We start from the raw sequence: 12,749 nt of genomic DNA on the forward strand, positions 1-12,749 counted from the left end.
CTTGTGTTCGTTATTTCAATGCTTTGTAGACACAGAAGGTGCAGACCACGATGCCGAAGGTTATCATACTGGCGATCGTCACCCATAAGGGGAGCTGCGTAAAGAGCCATATCGCGCCATAAACTAAGCCGTAAGTGCCACCGACACCCGCGATTGAGATACCGATCGCTTTGAAAAGTCGTTTGGTGTCCATAAAATCATTTCTCCATGCGTAAGCGCACCTCGTAGCCGAATTCAATAACTTTGGCGACAAGGGTCTCCGGTTCAAAGTCGTCCAACGGATCGGTCGGGTTCTCTTCGGCAGTCAATGACATCGCTTCGACCGCGTCCTGTGCGGAAACATAGTTGATGCCGATATAAGCCTGCGTCGTAATCACATTTTTGTGCCCGAGTAACTCACGGACAACATAAATGTCGTTACATTGCTGATAGAGCCGTTGCGCGAAAGTTTTCCGCAGGGTATGTGTCGCCAATTTGCCGGTCAGTCCAGCTTTGGCAAACACGTCATTGAGAATCTTATGAACCGCTTGGCGTTTAATCGCCGTATTGCCTTTCTGTGAAGGGAATAACGGTACATCGGGATGCACGACACCAAAGTAGGCGCGGTGCCACGCGATGATTTCTTCAATCGCTGTGCGTCCATCAGAGTTGACAGGGATCGTCCGTGCGGTCTCGCCACCTTTGACGATATTCTTGTCAAACTGGAAGTCGGTGACCGGCTGCTCATTTTGCCAAACATCGCCGACAGTGAGTGCAAGTAATTCACTGACACGTCCGCCGATGGACACGCCGAGCATAAACAAGCCGCGATTGCGTTGGGCATAAGTGCCACTGAAAGCGTCGCGGACTTTTCGGATCTCTGCGTTGGTGAGGGGTCTTGTTCCTTTCATGTAGTGGTGTTCAAGGACGCGTTGCCGCTCCCCTGCCTCTTAGCGTTTTTTGTTGAATTCTCTGGCACGTTTTTGCCATGTTGGGTGATTTGCGAACGCAAAACTTTCCTCCATCGTCGAGGGTCTCCCTGTCCGGATCATACCCGCTCTGAGCGCAGGACTTAGCCAGTTTTTATCACCTGAGAAAGCGATATTGTTTCCTTCATCCCCCGTCGGATTCAGCGTCGCATTGTGGACAGAAATATCACACGTTGTATTGACGAAACGCGTGAAAATCCCCCAATCAATTTCTACAATGTCCTGCCAGCGAATGTCGTAGCCGAGCGTTTGCATAAACACACCTTCGCCACTCCCAAAGTCGCATTCAGGCAGCACGCCGTAGACGATAATAGGATTGTTATCAGACGTTTCACTCAAAACGATCAAAGCCTGTCGATGCGGTCTCCAGCGCGTCTGAAAAAACACAAGAAAATCGCCAGAATCCGATTGCTCTTGAATACCGTAGGAGGCTTTATTGTGTGCGTTTATTGCCATAAAGACTTCATTAAGGGAATGCGGTAACCCCTTGTAATACCGCGGGTTTATGGAGACAACGACCTTTTGCAAAGGATGCTGCTTTGGCGTGATTTTCCTTTTCCGTTTTCGGGTGTTCCTTTTTTTCATTTTAAAACAGGTGCGCATCGCCACGCCCCTGCCTCATACGATTTTACTCGTCAAACAAACCTAACTGTCGTGTGGATGCGGGGCTACAGAACATTTCAGGCTGAATGGCGTTGCCCCCACATTCGGCATATATATCTTCAAGATGCTTGAATTCTTTGTAGCCGTTAGGGAATTGAGCAGAAAACACACGATACACATCGTTTTCAATCTCTCCGTCCGCGAGGACTTTCCCTTCCTTGTTTATGAGTTGGAATTTGGTTACCATCGTCAATCTCCTATTTCGTCGGTTTTTTCGCGTGTTGTTCTAAAGGAACATCAGTATGGGATCTCCTGTGTAAATTCACCGGTGGTCGCCTCAAAGAAGCCTGTGACCTCTGGCAACCCGACTGTAATCTCAGCGATGGGGCTGCCTCTCCTTTTCAGATAGACTTTCGTGGTCGGCGTGTACCGCGCGATCCGAGCCGTCCGTCCCTTTAATAACATTAGGGCGTTGGTGCATTTCGGGGTTTTACCGGTTGTGTCTATACACTCAATATGGACTTCCTCACGGGCGTAACACACGTCAGCGTAGCGTTGAAGGTAGCGCTGTGCGACCTTGAGTCTGATGTGTTTCATGTGTCGTGTTAGGGGACGGTCACCCGCCCCCCCACCTATCAGAGTTCCGCTTTCGCTAACTCGGCTTTGGCGAATTTGATGTCCATCTCGTGGATTTGCTCCAGCATATCTTCAATCACGGCAACAGGCATTTCCACTTGGTCGGCGTTCAAGGCAGCAGACAACACAGTGGACAGCGCGCGCAGCGATTCTCGGTCGAGATAGGCAAGTGCATCGCCGTTAGAAAAAAAGAGATGGAATTGGTCTTTCTGGAAATCGTAGTTCGGCATTTGTTGCCTCCTATTATACCACATTTTCACATTTTCAAGTGATGCGGGGCAGGTGACTGCCCCCGCATTTCTATCGGTCGCGACGGACAACGTAGCGCGCCCGCTGGCGTAAACGTTCTGACCGGTCACGACGCTGTTTGTGGATGTCATACTTCACCAACACGATCCCTAACAGAATCATGAAAGCACCGAAAAAGATGTAAATCACAATTGACTCCTTGACGGATGAAGCCGTCCGGTTGTAAAATAACTGAAAAGGGGTAACCCCTTTCTGCGATGTTAGGGTAGGTCGGTTTGGCGGTCAGCCTGCCCTAACGCGTACCCGCCCGTTGCGGATACAATACGCAAGCAGGGAATCGAACCCCACTATACGCACCAGCGTTGCGTTAGTCTTTTTCTGTGCCACACTGCTCACAGACACCCTCAACATCCGCTTCAACCTCACAGATCGCGATGTCTGTGTTGACTTCCGCGTTGGCGTAGCCGAAGGCATCATCAAGTTTGCTGTAGCAGTCAGCGCAGACGATAAACTCACTGCTCTGCACACCGGTCTCCAAGTTCGTGGCTTTCGCTAATAACATTTTCGCTTCCCCCTTTATTCTCCGTCCGTCTCTCTGTCTATTCCCCAGACTTCAATCAATGCACTGAGTCGTGCAAGTTGGTCGGTGTCAACAGGGTCAGAGAGTTCTTGAATTTTTGCGAGGACGTGTGCCAGCCATTCCTGATCGGTCGGAAAGCCAACGGATTCCTCAATTTCCGGTATATACTGCTCCACGCGTCTGCGAAATCGCTTTAGTGGTGGTGTTCGCCTTGCCATTGCTTTGCTGTGCCTCCTTATCCTAAATCCACAACGCGCCCCTTCGCTGGATACAAAACCGCGTCAATGAGTTTGTTATCCCGTAAATCGAGGACGGCGTTGAGGTTCAAATGATTGTGCCAGTAAAAGCGTTGATGTTCCCGACTATACGCGAAACCGAGTTTTTGAAGGTCTAACACGAACTGCCGTTTCCAGTCGCCCCACACATTTTCATCTTTGACCATGTAGACGTGGAATGTCTTGGGACACTTCACATCTGCATGTTCCGCCTTGAATGCTTCAAAATTCGCGATAAGGTCATCAAAACCTTCCAATTCCTTACTCATGTTAACTTTCCCCTTGGTTGTGGACGCGCCTTGAAAGGCGCGCCCTGTTTGTGTCTACCAATCTTCATCAAATATCGCTTCAAAAAAGAGTCGCATTTCCCAAACCTTACCATCTTTGTTCAACTCGGCAATTTGTTTCGCCGCCTTCTCCTTATCCATGAAAACGGTATATTTTTTGCCTGTCTTGAGATGCTTAAACTCATACAATTCCATGAGAACCTCCGTTTATTTGCCAATGGTGTTGAGTGTCTCGCGGATTTCGTTAATCCGTTTGGCGTTCTTCAGAGCCTTGTCCCAGTGGTGTTGTGGGATAGGCGTTTTGCCTTTCGCTTCCGCCTTCTCGCGCTGTTCCTGCGTCGCGTCTGGTGGATAAAACCCATCTTTCGGGAAATACACCATAAAGAGCCAAAAAAGCCCCTCGCGGTCCTTGAGTTCCTTCTCCAGTTCGGCGCGATTCAACGGAAATAGATGCAGTTGCTCGTTCATGCCTCCGCATCCTCCTGATAAGTCAGCGATGTTTCCGTTGGTGTCTCATAACTGAAACCGATGATGCCCTTCTTTTTGAGTCGGGTGATGTCCCGCTTTTTCCGCAGGTCATACTGGAGACTTTGAGAATGTAAATAGACCCCCTCATCGTTCTCTTTTTTCGGGATAGAGACCTTGAAAATCTTTGAGTCTTGAACCTGAACACAAGCATGTATCCTGCGACCATCAGCGAGAATAGCGTATCCGCCATAACTAAAATCCCGCTGCATTTTCCTGCTTTGTTTCATGCTGCTCTGCCTCCTGTAGTGCGTCAAAATGCCCGCGCATGTGCGAGAGATTGTTCAGCAGTGATGCCGAGACATCCCCCAAAATCACATACCACGCTGCCGACCGCCAGAGACAATCGTTTTCGGCTCTGTGGCATTCATCAGGGACGATATACCCGCGCCGTCTGTTGCGTTCTCTGTTCTGCTTGGCATCAACCCGATTTTTCGTTGTCAAGTGGACACGGGCAATCAAGTTGTCTGTTGCCTTTGTATAAAGTGCGTCCCGCTCGTCATCGGACAGCGATTGATAGAATTCCTGCCTGCCTGTGTAGTCAAGCGATTCAAACAGCGTTGTGGCTTGCTCAAGCGACATGGCTTGGGGTTTGATGGATACCTTCTGCATGCTTTCTCCTTTATCGGTTGTGAGTCGGTGGCTTCGTTGGACAAGTGCCGACTCGGTTTGTTTAGAGAACCGACTTGCTTTTCCGACTCGGTTCTCAAAGCCTTTACTCCTGCCCCGACGCGCCCCTCCTTGACGCGCCTTGTTCGGTTATTCATCGTTATCATCATCAGGTCGGACTTCGTTGCCATCTATCCGCACGTTCTCCTTATCCACGCCAAAGTCGTCAAGAATGCACGTGAGGATTTTGTCTATCAAGAGCGATTCCATGTGAGGATTTAGCCCTGTGATTTCAAGTTCTATTTTCATTGAAATAACTCCTTGCTTATACGTAAAGCAAAACACTTTCAAATTCTGGATTGTGGGACTGCAATTCGGCTTCCACAACTTCAATCTGTTTCCGCACCCTGTCATCTAATTCTTCTGGCGAATCGCTATGATACTTCAGAAAATCCAGCGTCTGATACAGGGTTTCGTGGAGTTGAAGCAACTGGTCATAATCCATCTGAAAATCCCCCGCTAACTGCCGTATATCCGTAGGGTCTCGGAAAAGAGCGTTTGATAGACTTCTTCTAATTCCTTAACCTTGTCCCATCGACTCTCATATTTGTCAGAGTCGTAATCAACGACTTTCTCTGAAACGTTTGTTATCTCAACCACCATCTCACACAAGCGAGACATGCGCGCCTTCAAATCTTCGCGTTTCTCAAGTGCCGTGCGTCCCCCGAATTCCAACTTATGAAACACATCGGACGCAGCGAGAAATAAAACCTTTGCTTCGTGTTCCGAGAGGTGTTTAACCTTGTTGTTCTGCGTCCATAACATATCAAAGGTTTCTGATGTGCAGATTGACCAGCCGACTTTAAACGGTTTATCTACCAGTCTTTCAAGTCGGTAAGCCTGATACATTCTTTTGCCAACGAATTCTGCGAGTTCCGTGTCAAACTTGCCTGCGTCCGCTTCGGCGCGGCAGGCTTCAAAATCCCCGTCCCATTCAAAAGTCCGTTTTTCCATGATAAAATCTCCGTAAAGTGAAGGACGCGCCCCGTAGGACGCGCCCGTTGTCGTTAGATAAAACCTTCTTCCTTGAGACTCTTAAATACCCCGTCCCCGATAACGATGTGGTCTAAAACCTTGATGCCTATCTGGTTACCTGCCTCAATCAACTGCTTGGTCGCCCTGATGTCCTCTTGGCTCGGTTCAGGGTCGCCCGATGGGTGGTTGTGGACAAGCACAATGGAATTCGCGGATTCCTCAATCGCAAATCTAAAGATTTCGCGTGGGTGAAAAACGCTGGCATTCAGCGTGCCTTCAAAGACTTGGGACTCGTTTAGCATCTTACCCCACTTCAATTCAGTTGCGATTTCGCCCGTCTTGCCTGTGCTGGTAACACCGCCTTTGGTATCCAGAGCAAGCACAACAACGACTTCCTTCGTGAGATAGCGAAGTTTAGACATCAGCAGTTCGGCAACATCACTTGGACCCGTGATTTTATCCTTCTTGGCGTGGAAACATGCCAAGCGTTTCCCTAACTCAAACGCCGCGATAATCTTCTCTGACCTAACCGCACCGATGCCCGTTACTTTCTGAAACTGCTTGGCTGTCGAATTCGCCATTCGCATCAAATTCCCCTCGTAGCAGTCCATCACATCTTCAGCGATTGCCAACGGCGCACCTGTGATTTTCGCCATCAACTCTGAATCCGTGTAAGCCTCAACAGGTCGGCTTGGGAGTATGCGTTCCTTCATCTCGGCAAGCATACCCCTTGCTTCGCGTTTCTGCTTGGAAACCTGTCGTTGCTGTTCCGCCTGTTCTGGCAACTCGCCACGAAGGTTTCCCTTGACTGCCTCAACGAACCAGTCTGGCGAAATCGGTTCATACTCGCCTTTACTGAAAACGGCACGCTGTAAGTCCTCATAATCCATCTGTGAGCCGTCATCAAAATGCACGTTGATTGTCTCGTGTTCCGCGCCTGTGTCCTCATCAATTTCAGCGTAGCCCGTGAAGTTGACAATCTTAATCTCTGTGCCTTCGCTGTCGCGTAGCACATGCCCGATGTCAAAATCGCCTACGCCTTCATCAAATCGCGTTGCGTCCAATTCAATCTTCATGTTAGAATATCCTTGTCGTTTAGACATTTAAGGATTGGCGCGGGTTGCAGCCCCGCGCCTTTCCGTTTAGAGATACGGCTTGACAAAATCCACATGAAATTCCATGCTGTCCATCATGCCTTCTTCCTCGTTGAAAAAATCGACTGCTACCACATCATCATAAACCTCGCTGACAACGCCCGTGACTTCCATATCGCCTTCAATCGCGATGACCGCGTCGCCGTTGGCGAAGTCGTGCCTGGTTGCCTCTTGCATGCTAAAATCTCCGTGAGTTGCGCGACAGATACCTGCACCAGAACCGCTGGCACTTAACCCACGCCTCCAGTATCCATCGCTTGCCATTGTGGGATTTGCGCGCCCTTGTAGGACGCGCCCGTTGTTTATCCTATCTCGTTTAACAACTTATCCGACCGCCTTAACAATTCCTGAACCTCATAATCTTCGGCTTCGGTTAATAGGTTGCCCTGTAAGAATTCCACTTCCAATCTAATGTCGGCAATCAGCCGTAGCACCTCACGCCCTTTGTCCTGTAGTTTCGCCTTTTTTGCTTTGAGTGCTGCGATGCTGTTATGATGCTTGACAACCTCTGAGAGTTTGTGCCAGCGTCTACCGCTGCAGAATTCTATGTGCCAACCGCTTTTAACCTGCCATGCGCCGCCACTGAACAAAAACAGACTTTCAATGCTTATATCCTCGTATGCCTGAAACGCTGCTAACGGCATTGTCAAGGCGTTTTCGCCCTTGTCCCCGTCATAGAAAGGCACACCATCAGCCCCAAGACTCGCCATTGCACCGCCTGCTATTAGCGATTTGACTGCTTCCGTGTCCGTGTAATGCTCCAGTAAAGCCTTCCCGTTTTCCTCCATGTATGCCCCTTTGTGGCAATACACGAATTCAACTTGATTGTCTTCGCGGAGCCGTCCGATATAATTCCTGCTGCCCATAATCAAAGCCTCCTGAAAGTGAGAGACGCGCCCCGAAGGACGCGCCCCGTTGGGTTAGTTCACTGCGTAATCGTGCCATTCTCGTAACGCCTTCATAAAGGTTGATTCGGTGTTGCGTCTGCCTAACAATCTGGCGACAATGTATGCAACTGATGGCGTTCCGTCCTTCTTGCCCTCGCATATCTCACGCCATAGCCTTTCGGCTTCCTGTCTGTTCGGTGAGTGCTTGGGGATTGTGTTTTCAAAGGTGAAACCTGACATCTGAAAATCTCCGTTAGTGCAGTAAGTCTGCAAGTCCGATGTCCGTAAAGCGTGCTTTCAAGTCCTTATCTGCGAGTGCGTCAATCCCGATGAACCGATGCCCGTTTTCCTCGTGCCACGCCTTGAGTTTGTGAATGGCGTTAACGTATTCCTCCACGTTCTCGGCGGTCTCGGTGGTCACATCGCCTTCGCAGTAGGAGACAATTATTAAGTCCGTTGGATTCGTCCAGATGCCGTAATAGGGTGCATCTTGGGACGTGTCGATTTGTGCGTATCCGTTCTGATAGCTGCATTTACCCGTATCAAAGGCGTATCGCTCGCCATGTAGGATAAAGCCCCGTTCTACCTTCATAGTGTCGCGGGACGCGTCGCCGCGCCCCGTCCTCGTTGTTTATCGGATAACCTGTGCAGGTGTCGTGAAATGGATTGACTGAATTCCTAACGCGTCAAGGGTTGACTCCGTGACGCTGTGGTGTTTGCCGTCAATCTTTATCCAATTCAAGCGTCCCTTGTTGTTCGTCTGCGCGTCGGCTCTGCACTCCGTTCCGTCTGTGAAAAACACATCGGCAGTGCATTCCCACGCCCAATTCCGTTTGTATTTCACGCTGTCGCTCCTTATTGATAGTTGAATGTGTCAAACCCATAGATGTGCAAGTGGTCGCCGCTGTGAAGTCTCGGCTTATACGCCGAACCTGAAGCATAGCGAACCCGTTTAAAGTCGTCTCTATCTTCAAACAACGCCACGACGCGATCATATTCCTCGCGGTCGCGAACGGGACGCGCAACAATTGAGCGTCCACCTTTCGCACCGCCCCATCTGGATAACGCGGTATCAGTGGCGACTACGAACCCGATTGTAACGGCTTTGTCTGCGTCCGTCCTGTCGTCTTTGATTGTGTAATCTGGCATCGTCAATGCCTCCGTAAAGTAAGAGACGCGCCCCGAAGGACGCGCCCGAACTCGTTGATTATTCTAATTTGGAAGCCTCACGCATCGCTTGAAGTGCTGCCTCGCTGGTCTTGAATGTCCCGATTTGCTTCGGTCGCTCAAAAATCGCTCTTGCTTGCGTTTTCTGTTCCACTATGAATTCGCCTGTCTCCTTGACGCGATAAATTTCATACTGGAACACCTTGTCACCATCGAGAATAAAAGGCACGTGTTGTCACCTCCCATCTGATAGAAAAGGACGCGCCCCGAAGGACGCGCCCGAACTCGTTGATTATTTCCGCTTGTCCACGTGGTAAGCCACAATAAACAGCACGATGCACCCCAGTGAAGCACCACCGAGCAATAAAGCACTCTCACCGCTGAGAAATCGCACATTTGGCAACACCTCATAGCCGTAGCCCGTCAATGCCGAAGCAAGACACGCAGAAGCGAGAATAACGCCAAATAACATGCGTTTATAAGTCATCTGCGTTTTTTCCTTTCTCTTTGTGTTGGCATAAAAAAAGACGCTCCGCGCGGGAGCGTCCAGCGTTGGCGTTACGTGCCATCGTTCACTATTTAGTTTTTTGTTTCTGCGCGCACATCACGTTAACAGCGCGCGCCTGTCATGGTTCTACCACATCATACCACATTTTCAGGTTTTTGTCAAGGGTTTTCTGTGTTTGTGCGTGCGTAGGCGTGTAAGGCGTGCATCGTTGATTTTACTGGGTTTATGGCGTGTCTGGACGCGTCCAATTGTGCGATTTTGGGACGTTTTTGGCTGCGATGGAATGCTACAAAAGCATGGTTCTGTAGCATTTGGCAGAAAAATTGCCAAAATGGACGCTCCGACCAGCACAAAACGCGACGCGCACGAAAAGGGACTCCTGAAAATCGCGAGGGGTATGGGCGTGCAGCATCGGACGGCGGAAAACGGGCGTGCGCGGGGGGACTAACACTTGTCTGCTAAAAAAAATAAAACAAAAAATTAAAAAATTATGAAAAAATGTTTCAACTTTGCCGAGTGAGTGGATTTGACCTCTATCGTTGATTTTAGGGGGTTCGTGGCGTGTCTATGGCGAGCAATATAGGCGAATTTAAGACCCACACCACTGCGATAGAATGCGTTCATCGCTGCTTGGCGATCAGGTTTGCTGGGGAAGTGGATTTGACCGCTATTGTTAATTTGACTATGTTTCTGGCGTGTCTATGACGAGAAAAATAGGCATTTTTGAGACCTTAGTCGCTTATTCAAGGCTTTGGCGATCAGATGTGCCATGTAAGTGGGGTTGACCTCTGCGTGTCTGCGGCGCGAAATATAGGTGATTTTGAGGCCCGCGGTGCTACAATGATTCATAAAATTAGGCTTTCATCCTCATCGTCGCAGGCATCAGAGCGATTTTGTCCGAAAATGTGGCATTTTGCCGAGCGAGTGGATTTGACATCCGTCGTTGATTTGACTATGTTCGTGGCGTGTCTGCGGCGCGCATTTTGATGCCCGCGCCGCTGCGATAGAATGCGTTCATCGTTATTCCGCAATCGGTGGCTTCTTGTATTTACGGAACAGTAAATTCAAAGCCTCGGCGAGCAGATCCCGGACATTTACATCATATTCAAGCGAGAGCATCTTCAGTTGCATATAGATGTCCCGCCCGAAATAACCACCGATATGTTTCTCTCTCGGATCGTCGGATGTCTGTTTTTCCATAGGAGCCGGTTCTAACTCGGTATCGGCAAAACTCGGTTTCTGTTTCACTTTTTCCCCCCAATTGATGTGTGATATGGCGATAGACGGCGCGCGTATGGCGCGCGGCAACGCCTTTCGGTTCGTATTCTTGAATGCTATATCCACCGTTGTAGGCGTGTTGGAAGGCGACGCGGTGATCAATATAGCGCGAGACAGCTTCCAACTCGTAATGCCGGATGGCTTTTTTGCCCTCGATGAGTAGCGATGTCCGGGGATCAACACGGTTAAATAGGATTTTCGCCGATGTATGCGTTGCGCGAATAATGTTCACTGTCACCAGTAACGCCTGAATCTCGATCAGCACCGGTAGCGTCGGGATCACGACGATATCCGAGAGTTCCACAGCCTTGACGACCTCCGCCTCGACGTTTGGCGGTGTATTAAAGACAATAAGTTCAGAGCCGTCTGCTTCGGCGGCCGCGAGGGTTTGTTTCAGCCCAGAATGATGGATCGCGACGACGCTGACAGGTGTCTATAGCACTGCATAAATGAAACTTCTTACTTAAAATTTGAACTTCTGAAACTTGACAGCATGAAGTTTGAATTTCTGAAGTCTTGAAAGAAAAAACGATGAGGAAGGCGGGCGGTTTCACATAAAAATGACCTGTTTTTCATCAAAATGCCAATATGACACCCATTCTTACCGATTTAAAAAGAAAAATTACGTCAATTTAGCAAATAAGTATATCATTTTTTTATGTATTCACATAACACAAATGTATTTGGAGGGGGTCGTATATCCTCACTTTGGGGATGACTCTCTCGAGTACTGCGGTTCTTAGATTTTGTATGAATTTACTTGAATTCGTAAGTATTCTCACGCTCACGCTAAAAAATTCTAAAAAATGAATTTTATCGCTTTCTTGCGTTAATCATCGTGATTTCTTACGGGTGGAGAGATATGGGAAGCCGAACAGAGCGGTAATGTTGAAAGACACTTGATAACCTACTAATATTAGCAGCACGATTCATGAAGTTTAGTTCTCATCTTCATCGTCCCAGTCGTCGCTATAATCACTATCACGCTTTTGCCCCTGTTTTAGAACTCGGAATTCGTGTAAAGCGTGCTTGTAAATGAGAATGATCTTGCCTCTGTGTCCTTTGCGACCTCCGACGCGCAGAACGATGTTGTATTTAGAAATCCAAACGTTTTCCCCAACGACGACCAATCCGTTTCGCATGATACACTCAACGAGCGAACCCAGTTGAGCAACAGCATCAAGCTTAGGTTTCTCACTTGGGTGAGTAATCGCTTTCAAATCCAAATCTGCAATGCTTTTTCGGCGTTTAATACCTTCTTTAAGGTAAGGCATACGGTCTTTTGGAAATGCTAAAATCAGATCGTGCTTCTTAATTTTCGTGTTATCTTCCAGCACGATGTCATATTTGAAAACGTCCTTAACACGTGCGTCTATGATACCTGCATAGGTGACCAGACGGACATCACATTCCTTTTGAAACGCTTGTGTGAGTAAGTAGACTTCTTGTAACGGAAAAGGGACGCGACCTTTTTCTCGTTTGTTTTGAAGTTGAATACTACCTTTCCAGCCCCAATATCGGACAGCCTTCTCCCACTCCGGTGTTTCCGCTAAAATTCTGACATTTTCGACAGTCGTGTTTAGAGCTTTAGCGATGTCTACAGCGACAGGGGAATGATGTACGAAGTGCGATGAACCGACAAAAAGATAGAACGCCAAAAGATATGAGTTTCGTTTATTTTTCTCAATATCTTCTTGAGAAAAACGAGAGAGAAGCAATTCTTCGTCTATGCCTTTAAACGGGTTGAGGTCGTCAACAAGTTCAGCAAGTAACTCAAACTGTTTTTCTGAAAGCATCTCTGGAAAATACAGAGTTTTTGTTTCAACTCTCATTATTTTTTCCACCTACCTATTGGTTATTGATTCTGATTTACCACTTGTCAAAACTATTATAAAATAAGACATCGCTAAGCGAAAGCACAAGGAGACAGCAAAATACGCGACGATACGACAGCGCGTCATACGGGACAACACCGCGATCACAAGCGG

30 protein-coding genes are annotated in these 12,749 nt (G+C 48.5%); 1 reads left to right on the plus strand and 29 read right to left on the minus strand.

Annotated elements, in window-relative coordinates:
* Positions 1 to 10: 10 nt before the first annotated feature.
* From OXH00_21530 to OXH00_21655, 26 genes are all read right to left on the minus strand, one after another.
* On the minus strand, positions 11 to 193 hold the full coding sequence (locus OXH00_21530; GenBank protein MCY3743603.1) for a hypothetical protein: 183 nt from the start codon (positions 191 to 193) through the stop codon (positions 11 to 13).
* Positions 194 to 197: 4 nt separating this feature from the next.
* Positions 198 to 890, minus strand: a complete 693-nt coding sequence (locus OXH00_21535; GenBank protein ID MCY3743604.1) for a tyrosine-type recombinase/integrase — start codon at positions 888 to 890, stop codon at positions 198 to 200.
* A gap of 39 nt (positions 891 to 929) precedes the next feature.
* The gene (locus OXH00_21540; protein MCY3743605.1) at positions 930 to 1,424 is read right to left on the minus strand and encodes a hypothetical protein; all 495 of its coding nucleotides are present in this window, start codon (positions 1,422 to 1,424) and stop codon (positions 930 to 932) included.
* 172 nt (positions 1,425 to 1,596) lie between these two features.
* Positions 1,597 to 1,818 (minus strand): hypothetical protein, encoded by a 222-nt coding sequence (locus tag OXH00_21545; GenBank protein MCY3743606.1) that lies wholly within the window; start codon positions 1,816 to 1,818, stop codon positions 1,597 to 1,599.
* 50 nt (positions 1,819 to 1,868) lie between these two features.
* Entirely contained in the window at positions 1,869 to 2,168 is a 300-nt protein-coding gene (locus OXH00_21550) for a hypothetical protein (protein MCY3743607.1), read from the minus strand.
* 38 nt (positions 2,169 to 2,206) lie between these two features.
* On the minus strand, positions 2,207 to 2,437 hold the full coding sequence (locus tag OXH00_21555) for a hypothetical protein (GenBank protein ID MCY3743608.1): 231 nt from the start codon (positions 2,435 to 2,437) through the stop codon (positions 2,207 to 2,209).
* 70 nt (positions 2,438 to 2,507) lie between these two features.
* Entirely contained in the window at positions 2,508 to 2,645 is a 138-nt protein-coding gene (locus OXH00_21560) for a hypothetical protein (protein MCY3743609.1), read from the minus strand.
* 178 nt (positions 2,646 to 2,823) lie between these two features.
* Positions 2,824 to 3,018 carry a hypothetical protein gene (locus tag OXH00_21565; protein MCY3743610.1) on the minus strand — a complete coding sequence of 65 codons (195 nt, stop codon included), beginning with the start codon at positions 3,016 to 3,018 and terminating at the stop codon, positions 2,824 to 2,826.
* Positions 3,019 to 3,032: 14 nt separating this feature from the next.
* Complete coding sequence (locus tag OXH00_21570) at positions 3,033 to 3,254, minus strand: hypothetical protein (protein MCY3743611.1); 222 nt, start codon at positions 3,252 to 3,254, stop codon at positions 3,033 to 3,035.
* Between the two features lie 17 nt (positions 3,255 to 3,271).
* The gene (locus OXH00_21575) at positions 3,272 to 3,580 is read right to left on the minus strand and encodes a hypothetical protein (GenBank protein MCY3743612.1); all 309 of its coding nucleotides are present in this window, start codon (positions 3,578 to 3,580) and stop codon (positions 3,272 to 3,274) included.
* A gap of 54 nt (positions 3,581 to 3,634) precedes the next feature.
* The gene (locus OXH00_21580) at positions 3,635 to 3,793 is read right to left on the minus strand and encodes a hypothetical protein (GenBank protein MCY3743613.1); all 159 of its coding nucleotides are present in this window, start codon (positions 3,791 to 3,793) and stop codon (positions 3,635 to 3,637) included.
* 12 nt (positions 3,794 to 3,805) lie between these two features.
* Positions 3,806 to 4,066: a hypothetical protein gene (locus OXH00_21585; GenBank protein ID MCY3743614.1), complete on the minus strand. Its 261-nt coding sequence runs from the start codon at positions 4,064 to 4,066 to the stop codon at positions 3,806 to 3,808.
* Complete coding sequence (locus tag OXH00_21590; GenBank protein ID MCY3743615.1) at positions 4,063 to 4,353, minus strand: hypothetical protein; 291 nt, start codon at positions 4,351 to 4,353, stop codon at positions 4,063 to 4,065. The genes OXH00_21585 and OXH00_21590 overlap by 4 nt, the downstream gene beginning before the upstream one ends.
* Positions 4,319 to 4,735, minus strand: coding sequence for a hypothetical protein (locus tag OXH00_21595; GenBank protein MCY3743616.1), 417 nt, complete (start codon positions 4,733 to 4,735; stop codon positions 4,319 to 4,321). The genes OXH00_21590 and OXH00_21595 overlap by 35 nt, the downstream gene beginning before the upstream one ends.
* Before the next feature lie 147 nt (positions 4,736 to 4,882).
* Positions 4,883 to 5,041 (minus strand): hypothetical protein, encoded by a 159-nt coding sequence (locus OXH00_21600; GenBank protein ID MCY3743617.1) that lies wholly within the window; start codon positions 5,039 to 5,041, stop codon positions 4,883 to 4,885.
* 16 nt (positions 5,042 to 5,057) lie between these two features.
* On the minus strand, positions 5,058 to 5,237 hold the full coding sequence (locus OXH00_21605; protein ID MCY3743618.1) for a hypothetical protein: 180 nt from the start codon (positions 5,235 to 5,237) through the stop codon (positions 5,058 to 5,060).
* A gap of 14 nt (positions 5,238 to 5,251) precedes the next feature.
* Positions 5,252 to 5,746: a hypothetical protein gene (locus tag OXH00_21610; protein ID MCY3743619.1), complete on the minus strand. Its 495-nt coding sequence runs from the start codon at positions 5,744 to 5,746 to the stop codon at positions 5,252 to 5,254.
* 53 nt (positions 5,747 to 5,799) lie between these two features.
* Positions 5,800 to 6,843 (minus strand): hypothetical protein, encoded by a 1,044-nt coding sequence (locus OXH00_21615; protein ID MCY3743620.1) that lies wholly within the window; start codon positions 6,841 to 6,843, stop codon positions 5,800 to 5,802.
* Positions 6,844 to 6,909: 66 nt separating this feature from the next.
* Positions 6,910 to 7,185: a hypothetical protein gene (locus OXH00_21620; protein ID MCY3743621.1), complete on the minus strand. Its 276-nt coding sequence runs from the start codon at positions 7,183 to 7,185 to the stop codon at positions 6,910 to 6,912.
* Positions 7,186 to 7,223: 38 nt separating this feature from the next.
* Entirely contained in the window at positions 7,224 to 7,787 is a 564-nt protein-coding gene (locus OXH00_21625) for a hypothetical protein (protein ID MCY3743622.1), read from the minus strand.
* Positions 7,788 to 7,841: 54 nt separating this feature from the next.
* Positions 7,842 to 8,048 carry a hypothetical protein gene (locus tag OXH00_21630; protein ID MCY3743623.1) on the minus strand — a complete coding sequence of 69 codons (207 nt, stop codon included), beginning with the start codon at positions 8,046 to 8,048 and terminating at the stop codon, positions 7,842 to 7,844.
* 13 nt (positions 8,049 to 8,061) lie between these two features.
* Positions 8,062 to 8,400 carry a hypothetical protein gene (locus OXH00_21635; GenBank protein ID MCY3743624.1) on the minus strand — a complete coding sequence of 113 codons (339 nt, stop codon included), beginning with the start codon at positions 8,398 to 8,400 and terminating at the stop codon, positions 8,062 to 8,064.
* A gap of 39 nt (positions 8,401 to 8,439) precedes the next feature.
* The gene (locus OXH00_21640; GenBank protein MCY3743625.1) at positions 8,440 to 8,652 is read right to left on the minus strand and encodes a hypothetical protein; all 213 of its coding nucleotides are present in this window, start codon (positions 8,650 to 8,652) and stop codon (positions 8,440 to 8,442) included.
* A gap of 11 nt (positions 8,653 to 8,663) precedes the next feature.
* Positions 8,664 to 8,957, minus strand: a complete 294-nt coding sequence (locus tag OXH00_21645; protein MCY3743626.1) for a hypothetical protein — start codon at positions 8,955 to 8,957, stop codon at positions 8,664 to 8,666.
* Between the two features lie 58 nt (positions 8,958 to 9,015).
* Entirely contained in the window at positions 9,016 to 9,204 is a 189-nt protein-coding gene (locus tag OXH00_21650; GenBank protein MCY3743627.1) for a hypothetical protein, read from the minus strand.
* Positions 9,205 to 9,267: 63 nt separating this feature from the next.
* The gene (locus tag OXH00_21655) at positions 9,268 to 9,462 is read right to left on the minus strand and encodes a hypothetical protein (GenBank protein ID MCY3743628.1); all 195 of its coding nucleotides are present in this window, start codon (positions 9,460 to 9,462) and stop codon (positions 9,268 to 9,270) included.
* 229 nt (positions 9,463 to 9,691) lie between these two features.
* Here OXH00_21655 and OXH00_21660 point away from each other — a divergent pair, with 229 nt between their 5' ends.
* Positions 9,692 to 9,931, plus strand: coding sequence for a hypothetical protein (locus OXH00_21660; GenBank protein MCY3743629.1), 240 nt, complete (start codon positions 9,692 to 9,694; stop codon positions 9,929 to 9,931).
* A 397-nt stretch (positions 9,932 to 10,328) separates the two neighbouring features.
* Here the strand turns inward: OXH00_21660 and OXH00_21665 are convergent, their stop codons facing one another.
* From OXH00_21665 to OXH00_21675, 3 genes are all read right to left on the minus strand, one after another.
* A complete protein-coding gene (locus tag OXH00_21665; protein ID MCY3743630.1) occupies positions 10,329 to 10,514 on the minus strand; it encodes a hypothetical protein in 186 nt (61 codons plus the stop codon).
* 74 nt (positions 10,515 to 10,588) lie between these two features.
* Positions 10,589 to 11,065: a hypothetical protein gene (locus OXH00_21670; protein ID MCY3743631.1), complete on the minus strand. Its 477-nt coding sequence runs from the start codon at positions 11,063 to 11,065 to the stop codon at positions 10,589 to 10,591.
* A 634-nt stretch (positions 11,066 to 11,699) separates the two neighbouring features.
* Complete coding sequence (locus tag OXH00_21675; GenBank protein MCY3743632.1) at positions 11,700 to 12,593, minus strand: hypothetical protein; 894 nt, start codon at positions 12,591 to 12,593, stop codon at positions 11,700 to 11,702.
* Between the last annotated feature and the right edge of the window lie 156 nt (positions 12,594 to 12,749).

The sequence above is a fragment of the Candidatus Poribacteria bacterium genome (assembly GCA_026706025.1).
Classification (GTDB): Bacteria; Poribacteria; WGA-4E; order WGA-4E; family WGA-3G; genus WGA-3G.